Annotated in this window: 20 protein-coding genes; 9 read left to right on the forward strand and 11 right to left on the reverse strand. The window is 59.6% G+C overall.

Annotation, left to right across the window (positions count from 1 at the left end; translation table 11 throughout):
• Nucleotides 1–94 precede the first annotated feature (94 nt).
• Nucleotides 95–820, reverse strand: a complete 726-nt coding sequence (locus ACA059_RS07240) for a 4'-phosphopantetheinyl transferase family protein (RefSeq protein WP_497633246.1) — start codon at nucleotides 818–820, stop codon at nucleotides 95–97.
• 194 nt (nucleotides 821–1,014) lie between these two features.
• Nucleotides 1,015–1,806, reverse strand: a complete 792-nt coding sequence (locus tag ACA059_RS07245) for a dienelactone hydrolase family protein (RefSeq protein ID WP_497633247.1) — start codon at nucleotides 1,804–1,806, stop codon at nucleotides 1,015–1,017.
• A gap of 146 nt (nucleotides 1,807–1,952) precedes the next feature.
• On the opposite strand from ACA059_RS07245, the gene ACA059_RS07250 reads away from it, so the two are divergent.
• The 4 genes from ACA059_RS07250 to ACA059_RS07265 all read left to right on the forward strand — a co-directional run bounded on the left by ACA059_RS07250 (nucleotide 1,953) and on the right by ACA059_RS07265 (nucleotide 5,492).
• Entirely contained in the window at nucleotides 1,953–2,555 is a 603-nt protein-coding gene (locus tag ACA059_RS07250) for a hypothetical protein (RefSeq protein WP_123368760.1), read from the forward strand.
• Between the two features lie 116 nt (nucleotides 2,556–2,671).
• Nucleotides 2,672–3,349, forward strand: coding sequence for a response regulator (locus ACA059_RS07255; protein ID WP_008029360.1), 678 nt, complete (start codon nucleotides 2,672–2,674; stop codon nucleotides 3,347–3,349).
• On the forward strand, nucleotides 3,346–4,692 hold the full coding sequence (locus ACA059_RS07260; protein ID WP_497633248.1) for an ATP-binding protein: 1,347 nt from the start codon (nucleotides 3,346–3,348) through the stop codon (nucleotides 4,690–4,692). Before ACA059_RS07255 ends, ACA059_RS07260 begins: the two co-directional genes overlap by 4 nt.
• A gap of 440 nt (nucleotides 4,693–5,132) precedes the next feature.
• Nucleotides 5,133–5,492: a DUF6124 family protein gene (locus ACA059_RS07265; protein WP_497633249.1), complete on the forward strand. Its 360-nt coding sequence runs from the start codon at nucleotides 5,133–5,135 to the stop codon at nucleotides 5,490–5,492.
• A gap of 152 nt (nucleotides 5,493–5,644) precedes the next feature.
• Here ACA059_RS07265 and ACA059_RS07270 read toward each other — a convergent pair whose 3' ends face one another.
• Nucleotides 5,645–6,643 (reverse strand): AraC family transcriptional regulator, encoded by a 999-nt coding sequence (locus ACA059_RS07270; protein WP_497633250.1) that lies wholly within the window; start codon nucleotides 6,641–6,643, stop codon nucleotides 5,645–5,647.
• 339 nt (nucleotides 6,644–6,982) lie between these two features.
• On the opposite strand from ACA059_RS07270, the gene ACA059_RS07275 reads away from it, so the two are divergent.
• Both ACA059_RS07275 and ACA059_RS07280 read left to right on the forward strand, forming a co-directional pair.
• Nucleotides 6,983–8,317: a dicarboxylate/amino acid:cation symporter gene (locus tag ACA059_RS07275; RefSeq protein ID WP_497633251.1), complete on the forward strand. Its 1,335-nt coding sequence runs from the start codon at nucleotides 6,983–6,985 to the stop codon at nucleotides 8,315–8,317.
• 145 nt (nucleotides 8,318–8,462) lie between these two features.
• The gene (locus tag ACA059_RS07280) at nucleotides 8,463–9,644 is read left to right on the forward strand and encodes a CaiB/BaiF CoA transferase family protein (protein ID WP_497633252.1); all 1,182 of its coding nucleotides are present in this window, start codon (nucleotides 8,463–8,465) and stop codon (nucleotides 9,642–9,644) included.
• A 121-nt stretch (nucleotides 9,645–9,765) separates the two neighbouring features.
• Here the strand turns inward: ACA059_RS07280 and ACA059_RS07285 are convergent, their stop codons facing one another.
• Complete coding sequence (locus ACA059_RS07285) at nucleotides 9,766–10,260, reverse strand: SprT family zinc-dependent metalloprotease (RefSeq protein ID WP_033055255.1); 495 nt, start codon at nucleotides 10,258–10,260, stop codon at nucleotides 9,766–9,768.
• 158 nt (nucleotides 10,261–10,418) lie between these two features.
• Nucleotides 10,419–11,021: a Yip1 family protein gene (locus tag ACA059_RS07290; protein ID WP_008147981.1), complete on the reverse strand. Its 603-nt coding sequence runs from the start codon at nucleotides 11,019–11,021 to the stop codon at nucleotides 10,419–10,421.
• A gap of 364 nt (nucleotides 11,022–11,385) precedes the next feature.
• Between ACA059_RS07290 and ttcA the strand changes: the two genes are divergently transcribed.
• Nucleotides 11,386–12,210 (forward strand): tRNA 2-thiocytidine(32) synthetase TtcA, encoded by an 825-nt coding sequence (gene ttcA, locus ACA059_RS07295; protein ID WP_497633253.1) that lies wholly within the window; start codon nucleotides 11,386–11,388, stop codon nucleotides 12,208–12,210.
• 127 nt (nucleotides 12,211–12,337) lie between these two features.
• The gene (locus ACA059_RS07300) at nucleotides 12,338–13,012 is read left to right on the forward strand and encodes a DNA-3-methyladenine glycosylase I (RefSeq protein ID WP_074879137.1); all 675 of its coding nucleotides are present in this window, start codon (nucleotides 12,338–12,340) and stop codon (nucleotides 13,010–13,012) included.
• Nucleotides 13,013–13,099: 87 nt separating this feature from the next.
• Here the strand turns inward: ACA059_RS07300 and ACA059_RS07305 are convergent, their stop codons facing one another.
• Genes ACA059_RS07305 through arsC form a run of 3 tightly spaced genes read right to left on the reverse strand, consistent with a single transcriptional unit; the run spans nucleotide 13,100 to nucleotide 14,473 of the window.
• Nucleotides 13,100–13,525 carry a DUF2069 domain-containing protein gene (locus ACA059_RS07305; RefSeq protein ID WP_111451701.1) on the reverse strand — a complete coding sequence of 142 codons (426 nt, stop codon included), beginning with the start codon at nucleotides 13,523–13,525 and terminating at the stop codon, nucleotides 13,100–13,102.
• Nucleotide 13,526: 1 nt separating this feature from the next.
• Nucleotides 13,527–14,123: an NAD(P)H:quinone oxidoreductase gene (wrbA, locus tag ACA059_RS07310; RefSeq protein WP_497633254.1), complete on the reverse strand. Its 597-nt coding sequence runs from the start codon at nucleotides 14,121–14,123 to the stop codon at nucleotides 13,527–13,529.
• Nucleotides 14,120–14,473 (reverse strand): arsenate reductase (glutaredoxin), encoded by a 354-nt coding sequence (gene arsC / locus ACA059_RS07315; protein ID WP_497633255.1) that lies wholly within the window; start codon nucleotides 14,471–14,473, stop codon nucleotides 14,120–14,122. Before arsC ends, wrbA begins: the two co-directional genes overlap by 4 nt.
• Nucleotides 14,474–14,587: 114 nt before the next feature.
• Here arsC and ACA059_RS07320 point away from each other — a divergent pair, with 114 nt between their 5' ends.
• Nucleotides 14,588–15,055 (forward strand): TlpA disulfide reductase family protein, encoded by a 468-nt coding sequence (locus tag ACA059_RS07320; protein WP_497633256.1) that lies wholly within the window; start codon nucleotides 14,588–14,590, stop codon nucleotides 15,053–15,055.
• Nucleotides 15,056–15,163: 108 nt separating this feature from the next.
• Here ACA059_RS07320 and ACA059_RS07325 read toward each other — a convergent pair whose 3' ends face one another.
• The 3 genes from ACA059_RS07325 to ACA059_RS07335 all read right to left on the reverse strand — a co-directional run bounded on the left by ACA059_RS07325 (nucleotide 15,164) and on the right by ACA059_RS07335 (nucleotide 17,072).
• The gene (locus ACA059_RS07325; protein WP_134422728.1) at nucleotides 15,164–15,568 is read right to left on the reverse strand and encodes an META domain-containing protein; all 405 of its coding nucleotides are present in this window, start codon (nucleotides 15,566–15,568) and stop codon (nucleotides 15,164–15,166) included.
• Nucleotides 15,568–16,002, reverse strand: coding sequence for a hypothetical protein (locus ACA059_RS07330; protein ID WP_462036012.1), 435 nt, complete (start codon nucleotides 16,000–16,002; stop codon nucleotides 15,568–15,570). Before ACA059_RS07330 ends, ACA059_RS07325 begins: the two co-directional genes overlap by 1 nt.
• Before the next feature lie 77 nt (nucleotides 16,003–16,079).
• Nucleotides 16,080–17,072: a 2-hydroxyacid dehydrogenase gene (locus ACA059_RS07335; RefSeq protein ID WP_497633257.1), complete on the reverse strand. Its 993-nt coding sequence runs from the start codon at nucleotides 17,070–17,072 to the stop codon at nucleotides 16,080–16,082.
• Between the last annotated feature and the right edge of the window lie 234 nt (nucleotides 17,073–17,306).

A 17,306-nucleotide genomic window follows, 5' to 3' on the forward strand; every position in this document is an offset into this window, starting at 1 on the left:
GCAAGCTCGCTCCCACATTGGATCTGTGCAACACCACAAATCCCTGTGGGAGCGAGCTTGCTCGCGATGGGGCCCTCACAGTCGCTACAAATCTTCAGGCCTTGATGCTGACCAGACTCAACAACTGCCCATCCACCACCCCAAACTGCGCATCCAACTCAGTGCCATTGCACCATTCGCTGGACAGATCAGTCAGCAACCGCAGCCGCACTTCACCGCTCTCGGTCCACTCCAACACTTCAGCGTGCTCGAAATAAAAGCGCTGCTGAACGATCGGATACAGCGCCTTGAACAGGCTTTCCTTTACCGAAAACGTCAGGGTCACCAGCATCGCCAACTGATCGCGACGGCCAGCAGTCATGCGTTGCAACTCGGGCGGGGTGAGGATTTCCCCGGCCAGTCGCTCTGCCCGTTCAGGGTTGAGCAGATTTTCCAGGTCCATCCCCAGGCCGCGCCAGTGAGCTTTCTTCGCGACAATCGCCGCGGCCCGGCCGGTGCTGTGGGTAATCGAGCCCGTGATGTGCGTCGGCCATACCGGTGCCCGGTCCTCGCCGATGGCCGGGATAAAGCTCAGCCCTTCCAACTGTTGCAACGCCGCCCGAGCGCAAACCCGCCCGGCGAGGAACTCAGCCTGACGCTTGGCGACCGAACGCTGAATGCTCGCCGGCGGCTCGATGGCGCTGCGCTGGAAATCATCGCTGGCCAGTTGCAAGGTATCGAAGTGAGTGCTCAACAGCACCGTATCGGGCAGCGCAAACGGCAGCGGCCAATGGGCATCGAGTGGGGTACAACAGACGGGTAGGGCGGGGGCGCGATTCATGTCGGGCATTTTGCCGGGTTGCTCTCAGGCTGGGTAGTAGCAACGGCTTTTGTGGCGAGGGGATTTATCCCCGTTCGGCTGCGCAGCAGTCGTAAACCCGACGATCGCAGTTTCTCTGCTGAAATGCGGTTGCAGGTTTTGGGGCCGCTTCGCAGCCCAACGGGGATAAATCCCCTCGCCACAAGGTTCACTGATCAGGCAAAGATTTTCTTGAAGAACGCCTGCATGTCCGCCCAGGATTTTTCATCCGCTGCTTTGTTATAGCCAATATCCGGCCCGGCATGATCGCCATGGCTCAGACGATCCGCATCAGGATTACTGAACCCATGCTTGGCACCTTCAAGGCTGACGAACGTGTAATCAGCCCCAGCCTTGTCCATTTCAGCCTTGAAGGCCGCAACGTTATCCGCCGTTATCATGCTATCCAGAGCGCCATGTTCGACGAGGATTTTTGCTTTCACGCTACCCGGTGTGGCAGGCGTCTTGGTCGCCAGCGCACCGTGAAAACTCACCACGCCCGCCAGTGGCAAACCCTGACGTGCCGCATTCAGCACTACACCGCCACCGAAGCAATAACCGATAGCAGCGATTTTGTTCGGGTCGGTTTGCGCCTGTTTCTTCAACAGATCGAGCCCCGCCTGGAACCGCGCACTGGATGCCACGCTGTCTTTCAGCGCTGCCTGCATGAAGGCCATGGCGTCCTTGGGATGCTCAGTGTTTTTGCCATCGCCATACATGTCGATGGCCAGCGCGCTGTAGCCCAGACCGGCGAGGTCACGGGCGCGACGCTTGGTGTACTCGTTGAGCCCCCACCATTCGTGCACCACCACAACGCCAGGACGTGCGCCTTTGATGGCGTCGTCATAGGCGAAGTAGCCGATCATCTTGGTGCCGTCAGCACTTTGATAGGGGATTTCCTGAGTCTTGATAGCGGCTTGGCTGAGCCCGCTCAAGGCCAGTAATACGAGGGCGAGGAAAATACGCATCGTCGGATCTCCTGCAGAAAAGTCATCAAACCAGCCGAGTCGATTTGATTCAGCTCAGGTTCAGAGTGCGTTCAGGGGGAGTTCAGGGCGGGGTGAGTAACCTTGCCCCGTACCCAAATAGCACATAGCGCATAAGGAACTCCCCTATGACTGGCTTCAAAAAACTGCTTCTGGCTTTCACTGTCCTGAGCGCGAGTACCGTAGCTTTCGCTTCCGACGACAATTTCGCCAGCCTTACTTTTGGACAGACCAGCGACAAGGTCAAAAAGTCCCACGCCCTGAACGACAACCTCAACAGCCCGAACGCCGACGGCGTGATCGGCAAGGACAACACCTGGGGTGTACGTCTGGGCCAGCAAAACAGCCAGGGCCGCTACTACGCCACTTACGACAACGTGTCGGGCTCGCACAATGGCATTAAACTGCGTCAGGAAAACCTCTTGGGCAGCTACGATCTGTTCTACCCGGTGGGCGGCAGCACCAAGCTGTTCGGCGGCGCCACGGCCGGTTTGACCAAAATGACTCAGGAGTCGCCAGGCTTCAGCCGCGACAGCGACATCGGTTACGCCATCGGCGGCCAGTTGGGTGTCCTGCAACAGGTTTCGCAAAACACCTCGGTGGAACTGGGTTACCGTTACCTGCGCAGCAACGCCAGCACCGAGATGAGCGAGCGCGGTGGCAGCAAACAGGGTTCGCTGGACCTGACCAGCAGCGCCCAGACCTACCTGTCGGCGAACTACGCTTTCTAAGAAGCGTTCCGCGAAAGGCCTGCGCCGGATCAACCCAAGCGGCTGATCCGGCGTCGCCATGTTAGCCATCGAGGTACGCGTGCCTCTGGAGATGTTGATTTGCGTAGGAGAGCGTTATGAAACTGCTGGTCGTCGAAGATGAAGCGCTGTTGCGCCATCACCTGCAAACCCGCCTGACGGACAGCGGCCACGTGGTCGAGTCCGTGGCCAATGCCGAGGAGGCGCTGTACCAGACCGAGCAGTTCAACCATGACCTGGCGGTGATCGACCTCGGCCTGCCGGGTATGGGCGGGCTCGACCTGATTCGTCAACTGCGCTCGCGCGGCAAGACCTTCCCGATCCTGATCCTCACCGCGCGCGGCAACTGGCAGGACAAGGTCGAAGGCCTCGCCGCCGGCGCCGACGATTACGTGGTCAAGCCGTTCCAGTTCGAAGAACTCGATGCCCGGCTGAACGCGTTATTGCGCCGTTCCAGCGGTTTCACCCAGTCGACCATCGTTGCCGGGCCGTTGCTGCTGGACCTCAATCGCAAACAGGCGTCCCTCGACGAACAACCGCTGGCGCTGACCGCTTACGAGTATCGGATTCTTGAGTACCTGATGCGGCATCACCAGCAAGTGGTGGCCAAGGACCGCTTGATGGAACAGCTCTACCCGGACGACGACGAGCGCGATCCGAACGTGATCGAAGTGCTGGTCGGCCGTCTGCGCCGCAAACTTGAAGGCCCGGCCGGCTTCAAACCGATCGATACCGTGCGTGGCCTCGGCTACCTGTTCAATGAGCGCTGCACTTGATTCGTTCCCTTCGTGTCCGGTTGATGCTCGCCGCCACGATCCTGGCGGTGTTGTTCATGCTGGCGTTGCTGCCGGCGATGCAGGGCGCGTTCAGCCTGGCGTTGCAGGACTCGATCGAACAGCGCCTGGCGTCAGACGTCACCACGCTGATCTCCGCCGCCCGGGTGGAGAACAACCGCTTGCAGATGCCGGCGCAGTTGCCCGATGAGCGTTTCAACCTCACTGACGGCCGTTTGCTTGGCTACATCTATGACCGCGAAGGGCATCTGGTCTGGCGCTCGAAGGGCACCCAGGAAGAGCACATCAACTACAAACCGCGTTACGACGGACGCGGTAACGAGTTCGCGAGAATCAGCGAAGCCAACGGCCAGGAATTCTTCGTCTATGACGTCGAGGTCAAATTGCTCGGCGGCAAGAGCGCGGCGTTCAGCATCGTCGCGCTGCAACCGGTGCGTGAGTACGAAGCCACCCTCGAAGGCCTGCGGGAAAATCTTTATCTCGGATTCGGTGCCGCCTTGCTGGTGTTGCTCGCGCTGCTGTGGATCGGCCTGACCTGGGGCTTGCAGGCGTTGCGCCGGCTCAGTCAGGAACTGGACGAGATCGAAAGCGGCACCCGCGAAAGCCTCAGCGAACAACACCCGCGCGAACTGCTGCGCCTGACCGGCTCCCTCAACCGCTTGCTGCACAGCGAGCGCGAACAACGCAGCCGCTATCGCGATTCCCTCGACGACCTGGCCCACAGCCTGAAAACCCCGCTGACCGTGCTGCAAGGCGTCAGCGAAGACATGGCCCAGCGCCCGGCCGATCGCGATCAGGCCTGGGTGCTGCAAACCCAGATTGAACGCATGAGTCAGCAGATCAGCTATCAACTGCAACGCGCCAGCCTGCGCAAAAGTGGTCTGGTGCGCCATCAAGTGCGCCTGCGCCCGGTGCTGCAAAGCCTCTGCGACACCCTGGACAAGGTCTACCGCGACAAACGCGTGCGGGTCGCCTTCGACCTGCCGGAGCAGTGTTACGTGCCGATCGAACAGGGTGCGTTGCTGGAAATGATGGGCAACCTGCTGGAAAACGCCTATCGCCTATGCCTGGGTGAAGTGCGCATCAGCGTGCGCGAAAGCCTTGGCGGGGTTGAGTTGTGTGTTGAGGATGATGGGCCGGGTGTGCCACCGGATCAGCGAGCGCGGATTCTGCAAAGGGGTGAACGGCTGGATCGACAGCATCCGGGGCAGGGGATTGGGTTGGCGGTGGTGAAGGACATCATTGAGAGCTACAGCGCGAAGCTGACGCTGGGGGATTCGCCGATGGGTGGGGCGGCGTTTCGGATTCATTTTTCCGTGGTTTGAGATCGGTGCGTGACCGAAAAGATCGCAGCCTCGTTTCACTCGACAGCTCCTACAGGGTTTGGCGTGCACCTGTAGGAGCTGTCGAGTGAAACGAGGCTGCGATCTTTTTATCTTAAACGGCGGTGTTTAAAACACATCTCCAGACACTCACTCCGGCTACACATCCTTGCGCCGCTGCCTACGACTGCGCCAGAATCCGCCGGCTTGTGCGCCTGGGGCGTGGGCTCTATCGTTTCCCTGTCGCTGACTATCAGCGATCGGGTTTAGCAGCTCGGGTCATCTCTAGACGTACAGCGTCCGCCGTTGATGTTATGGCGGCTTTGCGTGGGGCACTTCGGTGCGCCGGGTTCTAGAGTCCTGGTCTGCTAACCCGCGTACAGCCGCCACCCCTTTTTCGTTTAGCAGCGATGCGTAGCGGCTCCATCACTCTAGGAGCTCAAATGTTCAAGATCACCCCAAGTCCGCCAGAAACCGACGACGTTTCCCCGCACGAAACCCCCGATTCCAAAAAACTCAACGAAGCCGCCGACCGCGCCCTCGATCACTACCTCAACCCGGCGGCCCACATCAAAGCCACCCCGCGCACACCCGGCACCATGTTCATCGTCAACCCGGAACTCGATACCGAAACCCTGCTGGCCCACGCGTGCGAGTCGCTGGCCTCGGCCAATGTCATGACCATGGACCTGGCGGATCATATGGAGGGGCCGAGTCGCAATTCGCTGTTGGGTATTGCACAAATCATCATGCTGGGCGAACTGGCGGTAAATCGGGCGCTGGATAACATCGATCCACAGTAGTCGTTCGGTCAGGTAGACCGCGTCATCGTTCAATCGCGAGCAGGCTCGCTCCCACATTTGGATCAGATGGGTTCACAAAATGGTGTGTGCACAGCAAATCTATTGTGGGAGCGAGCCTGCTCGCGAAGGGGGCAGTCAATTCAACCGGAGATTCAGTTCTCTTGCGCGCGGTAGGCCCCCGGCGTCAACCCGGTCCATTTCTTGAACGCCCGGTGAAACGCTGAAGGTTCGGAAAACCCCAGTTGCTCGGCAATCTGCTGCAACGACAAATCCGCCCGCCCCAGGTGATAAATCGCGATGTCCCGGCGCAGCTGATCCTTCAATTCCTGAAAACTCGACCCTTCTTCACGCAAATGCCGACGCAAGGTCTGCGGGCTGATGTGCAAGTGCGCGGCCACCGCTTCCAGGTCTGGCCAGTGTGAACTGTCGCGGCTGAGCAACCTTCGCAACTGGCTGCTCAAACTGTCACCGTCATCCGGGCGCGACAACAGGTCGGCGGGGGAGCGTTCGAGGAAATGTTTGAGTGTCCGTTCGTCCTGCAGCAGTGGCATGTTCAAGTAGCGACTGTGAAACAGCAGACTGCTCTGGGCGCTGGAAAACTCCATCGGGCAGGGGAACAGCAAATCGTATTCGGCGCCGTGCTCGGGTTTCGGGTAGCTGAACGTCGCCTGTTCCAGCCGAATGCGCTGGCCAATCAGCCAGCTGCCGAGTCGATGCCACACCATCAGCTGGCTCTCGGTGAGGAAGTGGTCCGGGTCGCGGAACTGCGAATCGTCGAGGCTCAGGCGAATCATGTCGTCTTCGCGGGTCAGGGTCAGACGCGGACCGTCCGGGAATAAGCTATAAAACAATAAGCCGCGATGGAGTGCTTTCTCCAGATTGCGGCAGTGGATCACCGCATGGCACATCATCGCGAAGCTGCCGGTTTTACTCGGAACCGGCCCGAAGCCCAGGTATTCGTCGTCCAGTGCCAACCACAGTCCCTGGATCAATCGGGTGAATTGTTCAGGCGCGATTCTCGCTCGTGGCTCTTCAAGCAACTCGGGGCTGATGCCGAGTTGTTGCAGCAGGTTCGAATAGTCATAACCCAGCCGCCGTGCGCCACCGAGGGCGGCACGGGCGAAATGACTGGCGATGGTGCGTTCGCGCATAGAAGGCAAGTCCGTCCATTGAACGGCGGATGGTAGCCGTGGTGCCTGATGATGAACAAGGCGGATATCCGCCAATTTGTAGGACGAGGTTTGGTCGATGGGCGGAAATCCGCCACTTTGCCGTAACCGCTTGGTGACAAAGAAAAACCTGCAACCCTTGATGTCAAAAGGCTTGATGGCGATTTGACGAAGGTGGCACGGGCCTTGCGATACAACCCGCAGATGCCTGCCGTTGCGCAGCTCGACAAAACAAATCCCTCCAGTGCAGGAGGGTTCGCAATTGAAGTGTCTTTGGCAACAGATGGATGTTGTCACCGGGCACTCTTGAGGAACTTTGCAATGACGACTCGTCAGCCACTGTACAAATCCCTGTATTTCCAGGTGATCGTTGCTATTGCCATCGGCATCCTGCTCGGTCACTTCTACCCACAGACCGGTGTAGCCCTCAAGCCGCTGGGTGACGGGTTCATCAAACTGATCAAAATGATCATCGCCCCGATCATCTTCTGCACCGTCGTCAGCGGTATCGCGGGCATGCAGAACATGAAGTCGGTCGGCAAGACCGGCGGTTACGCGCTGCTCTACTTCGAAATCGTATCGACCATCGCTTTGCTGGTGGGTCTGGTGGTGGTCAACATCGTGCAGCCGGGTGCCGGCATGCACATCGACGTTGCTACGCTGGATGCCTCCAAAGTCGCTGCTTATGTAGCGGCCGGTGCTGATCAAAGCGTTGTTGGCTTCCTGTTGAACGTGATCCCGTCCACCATCGTCGGCGCTTTCGCCACGGGCGACATCCTGCAAGTGCTGATGTTCTCGGTGATCTTCGGTTTCGCCCTGCATCGCCTGGGTGCCTACGGCAAGCCGATCCTGGACTTCATCGATCGCTTCGCCCACGTGATGTTCAACATCATCAACATGATCATGAAGCTCGCGCCACTCGGTGCCTTCGGTGCCATGGCGTTCACCATCGGTGCCTACGGTGTCGGTTCGCTGGTGCAACTGGGTCAGTTGATGGCGTGCTTCTACATCACCTGCCTGGTGTTCGTGCTGGTGGTGCTGGGCGGTATCGCTCGCGCTCACGGCTTCAGCGTGCTGAAAGTGATTCGCTACATCCGTGAAGAGCTGCTGATCGTGCTGGGTACGTCTTCTTCGGAATCGGTGCTGCCACGCATGCTGATCAAGATGGAACGTCTGGGCGCGCAGAAATCCGTTGTGGGTCTGGTGATCCCGACCGGTTACTCGTTCAACCTCGACGGTACTGCGATCTACCTGACCATGGCGGCGGTGTTCATTGCTCAGGCAACCGACACCCACATGGACATCACTCACCAGATCACCCTGTTGGTGGTGTTGCTGCTGTCCTCCAAAGGCGCTGCGGGCGTGACCGGTAGTGGGTTCATCGTGTTGGCGGCCACCTTGTCCGCCGTTGGTCACTTGCCGGTTGCCGGCTTGGCGTTGATCCTCGGTATCGACCGCTTCATGTCCGAAGCCCGTGCCCTGACCAACCTGGTCGGTAATGCTGTTGCCACCCTGGTTGTCGCCAAGTGGGTCAAGGAACTGGACGTCGACGTGATGCACGCCGAACTGGCTTCTGGCGGTCGCGGCATCTCCGACGAACGCGTAGAAGACGACCTGGGCGTGGCCGAAGGCCCAACCCCAACCAACGTCAAATAAGACGGTTGCACTGAAAAAAACCCGCTTCGGCGGGTTTTTTCATGCCTGGGATTTGAGCTCAACGGTCAGCGCATCTGACGCATAAGGTGATTGCTGCAAGGGCGTTGCCTGCCTAGTCTGGAGGCATCGTTTACGGAGAACGCACATGCTCGGTCCACTGGCATCACTCAAGGTTCTGGATTTCTCGACACTGCTGCCGGGGCCGTTCGCCTCGTTGTTGCTGGCTGACATGGGCGCCGAGGTGCTGCGCATCGAATCGCCAACGCGCATGGACCTGCTGCGGGTTTTGCCGCCTCACGATCAGGGCGTCTCCGCCAGCCACGCCTACCTCAATCGCAACAAGCGCAGCCTGGCGCTGGACCTCAAGCAGCCTGAGGCGCTGGAGGTGATCAAGCAGTTGCTGCAGGAGTACGACATCGTGCTGGAGCAGTTCCGCCCCGGCGTGATGGAACGATTGGGCCTGGGTTATGAAGCCTTGAAGGCGATCAATCCGAAACTGATCTACGTGTCGATCACCGGTTACGGCCAGACCGGCCCCTACAAGGACCGCGCCGGCCACGACATCAACTACCTGGCGCTGGCGGGGCTAGCGAGCTACACCGGCCGCGCCGACAGCGGGCCGCTGCCGTTGGGCATGCAAGTGGCGGATATCGCCGGTGGCTCGTTGCACGGGGTGATCGGGCTGCTGGCGGCGGTCATCGCCCGGCAGCAAACCGGGCAGGGGCAGCATCTGGATGTGAGCATGACTGACTGTGTGTTCAGCCTGAACGCCATGGCCGGCGCTGGGTATCTGGCCTGTGGCGTGGAGCCGGGAAGGGAGGATCAGATGCTCAACGGTGGCAGTTTCTATGACTATTACCGTTCCCGCGATGGGCGCTGGTTCTCGGTGGGCAGTCTGGAACCCGCGTTCATGAAACAACTGTGTGCGGCGCTGGGGCTGGAGGAGCTGGAAACCTTGGGGTTATCGCCGGAACCGGCCTTGCAAAAGGCGCTGAAGAACGCGCTGAGGATTGAGTTCGAGACGCGCGATTTCGCCGAGTTGTGCGCGTTGTTTGCCATGTTGGATGCGTGTGTCGAGCCGGTGTTGAGTTTGGGCGAGGCGGTGCGGCATCCGCAGTTGAAGGCGCGGGCGCTGGTGACCGAAGTGCCACGGGGTGACGGGACGACTCAGGCGCAGATGGCGTGTCCGTTGAAGTTTTCAGAGGGGTTGCCCGAGCCGAAGCACACTGGCGCCGCGCTGGGACAGCATACGGATCAGGTGTTGGGGGAGCTGGGGTTTAGTGCCGAGCGGATCGAAGCGTTGCGGCGTGCCAAGGTGGTTGTGTAGCGTCTGATCAGACGCCTTCGCGAGCAGGCTCGCTCCCACACTGGATTTATGTCACGCCGAAGATCCCCTGTGGGAGCGAGCCTGCTCGCGAAGTGGCCAGATCAAACAACACAAACCTGACCTACTCGACCCGCATTTCCCCACTGAACACCAACGTGCTGCGGCATCGGCGACACAAGTACCGCCGCCCCTGTCTCACCAAGCCATGGCGCTGGGCGGAAAACGGGAAGTCACTGTCCGCACACGGACACTTGTAGATGTAGCGGGTCACGCTGCGGCGTTTGACGTCATAGGTGTGGCAGCGATTGGGTGGCAGCTCGTACACGCCGCGCATGATCAGTTGCCACTCTTCGCCATGCGGCTGGATGCGGTCGCCGAACAGTTGATGGGCGATCAGGTGCGCAACCTCGTGGGCCACGGTTTGCTTGAGGAAGTCTTCGGTGTTTTCCCGGTACAGCTGCGGATTGAAGCGCAGCAGGTTCTCGTGCAAATGCGCGACACCGGCTTTTTGCCCGCGCAGCTTGAGGCTCACCACGGGGCGTTTGAAAGGTCGTTTGAAAAAGGATTCGGCTAGTTGGTAACAGTCTTCGACGCGGGTATTGAGTTGCTCGGGCATGCTTGATGGATCTCCAGAGACGTCGAGTATGCCGCAACCCTCGAGAGTTGCGAATCGCCGAGGCGCCGAATGGTCGTCACCGTTTTCTATCCTTGAACATTAGAAGGCCGCCTTGCGGCGGCCTGTGTTGGCAGATCTTGTTTTTGGGTGAAGTGTTGCTAATTGGTGTAGACCGGCCCCACGCCGAGTCCCCAGACAATTACAGTGAACGCCATGATGGCCACCAACACCACCAGGCCTACAGCAAGCACCGAACTTGAAAAAAGAAATCCCTCGTCTGATGGAATGTTCATGAAAGTGGGTAGCCCCACATACAGCAGGTACACCGTGTAGCAGATGGCCGCGGTGCCGACGATCATCCCAAGCCACATGTGTGGGTACAGCGCCGCCAGACCGCCGATAAACAGCGGTGTCGCGGTGTAGGTCGCAAATGCAACGCAGCGTGCCAGACTCGGGTTGGCGTCATAGGTACGAGCCATCCAGTGGATGAACGCGCCCATTACCGCCACACCGCCGAGCATCGCCAGGTACGACATGACCGTCATCCATATCGCGCTTTCCACCGTGAGCATCACCGGTGCGCGACTGCCAATGACCCAGCCAACCTGAGTGGTGCCGATAAACGCGGACACCGCGGGGATCGCCGCCAGAATCAGGGTGTGAGTGAGATACATGTGGCTGATGCTTTCCTCCTGATCGCCACGAATCTCTTTCCATTCTTGGTCAGGGTGGGTGAAGAGCCCCACTACGTGATGGATCATGCCAGTCACTCCTCTTGTTTTTACCGTCGCCCCCCAGTGGAGCGCCTACGGGCCAAAGTGGCCGAGTAAGGAAAGGTCTGGATATGTGTGTGACCTTATGTCGCAGTATAGAAAGGTCTTAACGACGCAGGTTGCAGGGCTTTAGAGCAAATTGCGCTGTAAACCCCTGGCTTAATCGCGGTTATGACTTGTAGGAGCTGCCGCAGGCTGCGATCTTTTGATCTTCGGCAATTTCTGTGCTCATCGAAGATCAAGATCAAAGATCGCAGCCTGCGGCAGCTCCTACGGATCGGTACGATCTTTTGATCTACCGGCGATTTGCGTAAAATGCCGGCCTTTCGTCACACCTCACGGATTTCGCGTCATGGGCACTCTTACGGTCAACCAGAACAAACTGCAAAAGCGCCTTCGCCGCCAGGCCGGTGAGGCTGTTGCCGATTTCAACATGATTGAAGACGGCGACAAGGTCATGGTCTGCCTGTCCGGTGGCAAGGACAGCTACACCATGCTCGACGTGCTGATGCATTTTCAGAAGGTCGCCCCGATCAAGTTCGACATCGTGGCCGTGAACATGGACCAGAAACAGCCGGGTTTCCCTGAGCACGTGCTACCGGCCTACCTCAAAGAGTTGGGCATTCAGTATCACATCGTCGAGAAAGACACCTACTCGGTGGTCAAGGAGCTGATCCCGGAGGGCAAGACCACCTGTTCGCTGTGCTCGCGCCTGCGTCGCGGTACGCTCTACACCTTCGCCGACGAAATCGGCGCGACCAAGATGGCCCTCGGTCATCACCGCGACGACATCGTCGAGACCTTTTTCCTGAACATGTTCTTCAACGGTTCGCTCAAAGCCATGCCGCCGAAGCTGCGCGCCGACGATGGCCGCAACGTGGTGATCCGTCCGCTGGCCTACTGCAACGAAAAAGACATCCAGGCCTACTCGGACTTCAAGCAATTCCCGATCATCCCGTGCAACCTCTGCGGTTCTCAGGAAAACCTGCAACGTCAGGTGGTCAAGGACATGCTTCAGGAGTGGGAACGCAAGACGCCAGGCCGCACCGAAAGCATTTTCCGCAGCTTGCAGAACGTGATCCCGTCGCAGCTGGCAGACCGCAACCTGTTCGACTTCACCAACCTGCGTATCGACGAGACTGCTGCATCGCGGTTCGTCAACGTCGTCAACCTCTGACACAAATTGTGTGGGAGCGGGCTTGCTCGCGAAGGCGGTGTTTCAGGCAACTAAGTTGTCGACTGACACTCCCTCTTCGCGAGCAAGCCCGCTCCCACAAAGTTTTTCGTTAACCTCAGGAGAGGGCATGCGCGATTACAAGTGGCTGCACGAATACTGTCTGAACCGCTTCGGTTCGGCAGCTGAACTGGAAGCCCATCTGCCCGTTCCGAAAACCCCGGCGCAATTGCGCAAGATCAGCGACGACCGCTATCTCTCGACCATGGCGCTGCGCGTCTTCCGCGCCGGGCTCAAGCACAGCCTGGTGGACGCCAAATGGCCAGCGTTCGAAGAGGTGTTCTTCAAGTTCGACCCTGAGAAAGTCGTGCTGATGAGTGCCGAACACCTTGAGCGTTTGATGCAGGATGCGAGGATCATTCGTCACCTGGGCAAACTCAAGAGCGTGCCGCGCAATGCGCAGTTCATTCTGGATGTGGCGCATGAGAAGGGCAGCTTCGGCGCGTTGATCGCCGATTGGCCGGTCACGGATATCGTTGGGTTGTGGACCTACCTGAAAAAGCGCGGTCATCAATTGGGCGGGTTGTCGGCACCGCGGTTCTTGCGGATGGTGGGCAAGGATACGTTTGTGCCGAGCTACGACGTGGTCGCGGCGTTGAATGCGCAGAAGATCGTCGACAAGGTGCCGACCAGTCTGCGGGATCTGGCCACGGTGCAGGGCGTGTTCAACCAGTGGCATGAAGAGAGTGGTGGACGGCCGATGAGCCAGATATCGATGATGCTGGCGTATACCGTCAATCATTAAAATTGGGGTTGAGGTCAAAAGATCGCAGCCTTCGGCAGCTCCTACAGAGATTGGCGTAGGAGCTGCCGAAGGCTGCGATCTTTTTGATCAGGCGACGCTGATCTCGCCCTCGCCAGCAAGCTTGCGGTTCAACTGAAACCGCCACCGCACATACAGCAGCGCCGAGCAGAACACCGCCAGGCTCGCGCCCATCTCGAGCAAACCAAACAGCTGCCGGTTCGGGTCATACGCCGCCAATGCGCCCTTGATGAAATACAGGTTCACCACAAAACACATCCATGAATGCCCGCGCGCGCTGCCGATAATCATCCCCGGCGCCAGCAACAGCAGCGGCACCAGTTCGATCAGCAGAATCACCCACGGCCGGGCGCCGTGCAGGTCGGCGACCACCAGGTAGTAGGCGCACAGCAAACCCACCAAACCGAAGTAACACAGCAGGCTGATGACACGCATCGCCCGAACCCGCGGTTCGAGCCATTCGATGGAGGGCAAAATCTTCGGCTTTTTGGCCACGTCAGTTCCCCAGTTTCTGTGCAGTCTTCGCCAAGCGCAGGCCCAAGGCCCGACACAGCGCGACTTCATGTTCATCCAAGCCGCTTTTGCCATCGGCCCCGGCGTGATGGCTGGCGCCGTAAGGCGTGCCGCCGCCACGGGTTTCCAGCAGGGCCGATTCGCTGTAAGGCAGTCCGGTGATCAGCATGCCGTGGTGCAGCAACGGCAACATCATCGACAGCAGCGTGGTTTCCTGGCCGCCATGCAGGCTCGCGGTGGAGGTGAAAACGCCAGCCGGCTTGCCCACCAGAGCGCCGGTCAGCCACAGGTTGCTGGTGCCGTCGAGGAAGTACTTGAGCGGCGCCGCCATGTTGCCGAACCGGGTCGGGCTGCCCATGGCCAGGCCCGCGCAGTTCTTCAAGTCGTCGAGGCTGGCGTACAGCGCGCCTTCGTCCGGAATGTCCGGTGACACGGCTTCGCACTCGGTAGAGATCGGCGGGACCGTGCGCAATCGGGCTTCAAGGCCGGCCTGCTCGACACCCCGGGCGATCTGCCGGGCCATTTCATTGGTCGAGCCGCTGCGGCTGTAATACAGAACCAGAATGTACGGCGCACTCACGGCAGCAACTCCAGTACATTCTCCGGCGGACGTCCGATGATGGCTTTGTCGCCGACTTCCAGAATCGGTCGCTCCATGAGTTTCGGGTTGGCGGCGATGGCGGCGATCAATTGCGCCTCGTTGAGGCTGTTGTCGGCCAGGTTGAGGGTTTTGTACTCGTCCTCACCGGTTCGTAGCAGTTGCCGGGCGCTGATACCGAGCTTGGTCAGAAGGCTCTGGATTTGCGCAGCGTCCAGCGGGGTGTCCAGGTAGCGGACCACTGTCGGGGTCAGGCCACGGGCTTCGAGCAGTTCGAGCGCACCGCGGGATTTCGAGCAGCGCGGGTTGTGATAAAGCGTCAGATCGGTCATGTGCGGTTCGCATCTTGCGTAAGGTGACGGCTATTCTAACTGTGCAGCGCGTAATCCAGAACCTTGGGAGGCGATGGGTCGCAGGCGCATTCAATTTTGAACAAGGGATACGACATGACTAGGCGACTGGCAGCGGCATTGGCGATCATCGGTACGTTATTGCTGGGGGGCTGTGGTAACGACTATGGCATCGACCAGAGCGGCCAGAAAGTCGCCGCCGACCGTCTGGACAAACAATGGCTGGTGCTCAATTACTGGGCTGAATGGTGCGGGCCGTGCCGGACCGAGATCCCGGAATTGAACAGCCTGGCCGATCAGCTCAAGGACAAGAAGATTGGTGTGTTCGGGGTCAACTTCGACAATATGCAGGGTGAAGAGCTGAAAAGCGCCAGCGAGAAGTTGGGGATCAAGTTCACCGTGCTGGCCTCTGATCCGGCCGATCTTTTTGAGTTGCCGCGCAGTGAGGCGTTGCCGGTGACTTACATCATCGATAACAAGGGCAAGGTAAGGGAACAGTTGATGGGCGAGCAGACGGCGGCGGGGGTGATGGCGAAGCTTGAGGCATTGCAGGCGAAGAACTGAGTGCTCCTACCTGTGGCGAGGGGATTTATCCCCGTTGGACTGCGCAGCAGTCCCTTTTTTGGGGTCGCTTCGCGACCCAACGGGGATAAATCCCCTCGCCACAATGGATCAACCCTCTTCAAGCCACCAACGCAACGGCTTGCCTTCTGCCGGCCAGAAGCGCATCTGGTCGATCGGCGAGACGTCCCAGCGCTGAACGTTTTCCAACGCCTGGAGGAAGCGCTTTTCCTGCTCCATCAACGCCGGCGCGCACAGTTTGCGGGTGCTGCCGACCTTGCCGAAGCTCAGCTTGTCGCCTTCCAGGGTGTACGGCGCGAACCAGTGGTTGCAGCCGCCGTTGCCGTAGGCCCGACCGTCTTCACCGAGGGTGACGGTCAGGTGGCTGTAATCCATCAACGGACGTTCGCCAATCCACTCCAGAATGTAGCTGCGGTTCTGTTGCAATTGCACCGGCTCGGCGGCGCAGCCCAGCAGGCTGGCGCCAACCATAGCGGTCAGAGCGAGGCGTTTCATCACGCAGGCTCCTGGCATTTCGGGCACAGGTGCTTTTCGCCAAGCGTGGTCCAGCCCAGTTCGGCGATCCGTGCGGTGGCAGCAGGCTTTTCAGCCTTGTTGCCCAGCTTGGCGTCGACCGCGAACTCGAAGCTAAGCTCTTTGGCGCAGCTGTCGCAGTTGACTTTCCAGGTGTGGATCGCCAGTTCACCGAACACCGGACCACTGGCCACCGCGACCCATTGGCCGGGCGGATTGATCAAGTGGCGAACCGTTTCGACGGTCAGGCGCATGGACAAGTCCTTGGCGCCTTTGAGGGTCACTACCAGCACGTCGTTGTTACGAATCGAGCCGCCGTTGCCGGTGACTTGATAACGCCCCGGCACAAGGGCGCGGCATTCGGTGAGGGTGTGTTGCGGGTTCATCAGGCTATAGCGGAAATCGTGTTCGACCATGGGTCCTCCAAATATGCGCGGCATGCTAGCACGGACATCAGCGCAGCATGGCGCGGGCGTATGACCTTCGATCTGGTTCAGTCACCCATTACCAGATTCGCAGGCGCGCCCGCCGCCCAGGCGGCGATGTTAAGCAGGGTGGTCGCGGCAATCGCGCCCAGGGCTTCGCGGGTCAGGAAGGCCTGGTGAGCGGTGATGATCACGTTCGGAAAGGTCAGCAGCCGCGCCAGCACATCGTCCTGCAGCGGCAGGTCGGAACGGTCCTCGAAGAACAGCTGTGCCTCCTCTTCATACACATCCAGCCCCAGATAACCCAGCTGACCGTCCTTCAACGCGTCGATCAGCGCCGGGGTGTCCACCAGACCACCGCGGCCGGTGTTGATCAGCATCGCACCCGCTTGCATGTGCGCCAGTGACTCACGATTGATCAAGTGTTTGCTTTGTTCGTTGAGCGGGCAGTGCAGGCTGATGATCTGCGACTCGGCCAGCAGTTCCGGCAGGCTCAGGTAACGGGCGCCGAGGGCTTCGACTTGCGGGTTGGGGTAAGGGTCGTACGCCAGCAATTGGCAGCCAAAGCCGTTCATGATTTTCGCGAAGGTCGCGCCGATCTGCCCGGTGCCGACCACGCCGACGGTCTTGCCCTCGAGGTCGAAGCCGGTCAGCCCGTGCAGGCTGAAATCCCCTTCGCGCGTGCGGTTGTAGGCGCGGTGCAGGCGTCGGTTGAGCGCCAGGATCAGCGCCACCGCATGTTCCGCCACCGCGTGGGGCGAGTAGGCGGGGACTCGCACAATCGCCAGCCCCAGACGCTTTGCCACTGCCAGATCGACATGGTTATAACCGGCCGAGCGAAGGGCGATCAGGCGTGTGCCGCCCGCGGCCAGGCGTTCGAGCACCGGCGCGCTGAGGTCATCATTAATGAAGGCACAGACCACTTCGTGATGCTCCGCCAGCGCCACCGTATCAAGGCTCAGTCGCGCCGATTGAAAGTGCAGCTCGATACCGGCGGGCAGATCGGCGCTTAGAAAACTGTCGCGGTCGTAGGTCTGGCTGCTGAAAAGAATCATACGCATGCGGTCCTCCTGGAAAATTTCACGCTTTTCACGCTTTTCACGCTTTTCACGCTTTTGTAGCAGCTGGCAAAGCCTGCGTTCGGCGACGCAGTCGTCGTAAAATCAGGCGCTGCGGTCTTTCAGGTAAACCGCGTTTACCGGATTTACGACGACTGCGTCGCCGAACGCAGGCTTCGCCAGCTGCTACAGAGTCCGGTGAGCTTAGCGCTGAGGGTGTTCGGCGCCATTGTGTTG

It is taken from the genome of Pseudomonas sp. LBUM1647, from assembly GCF_059716175.1.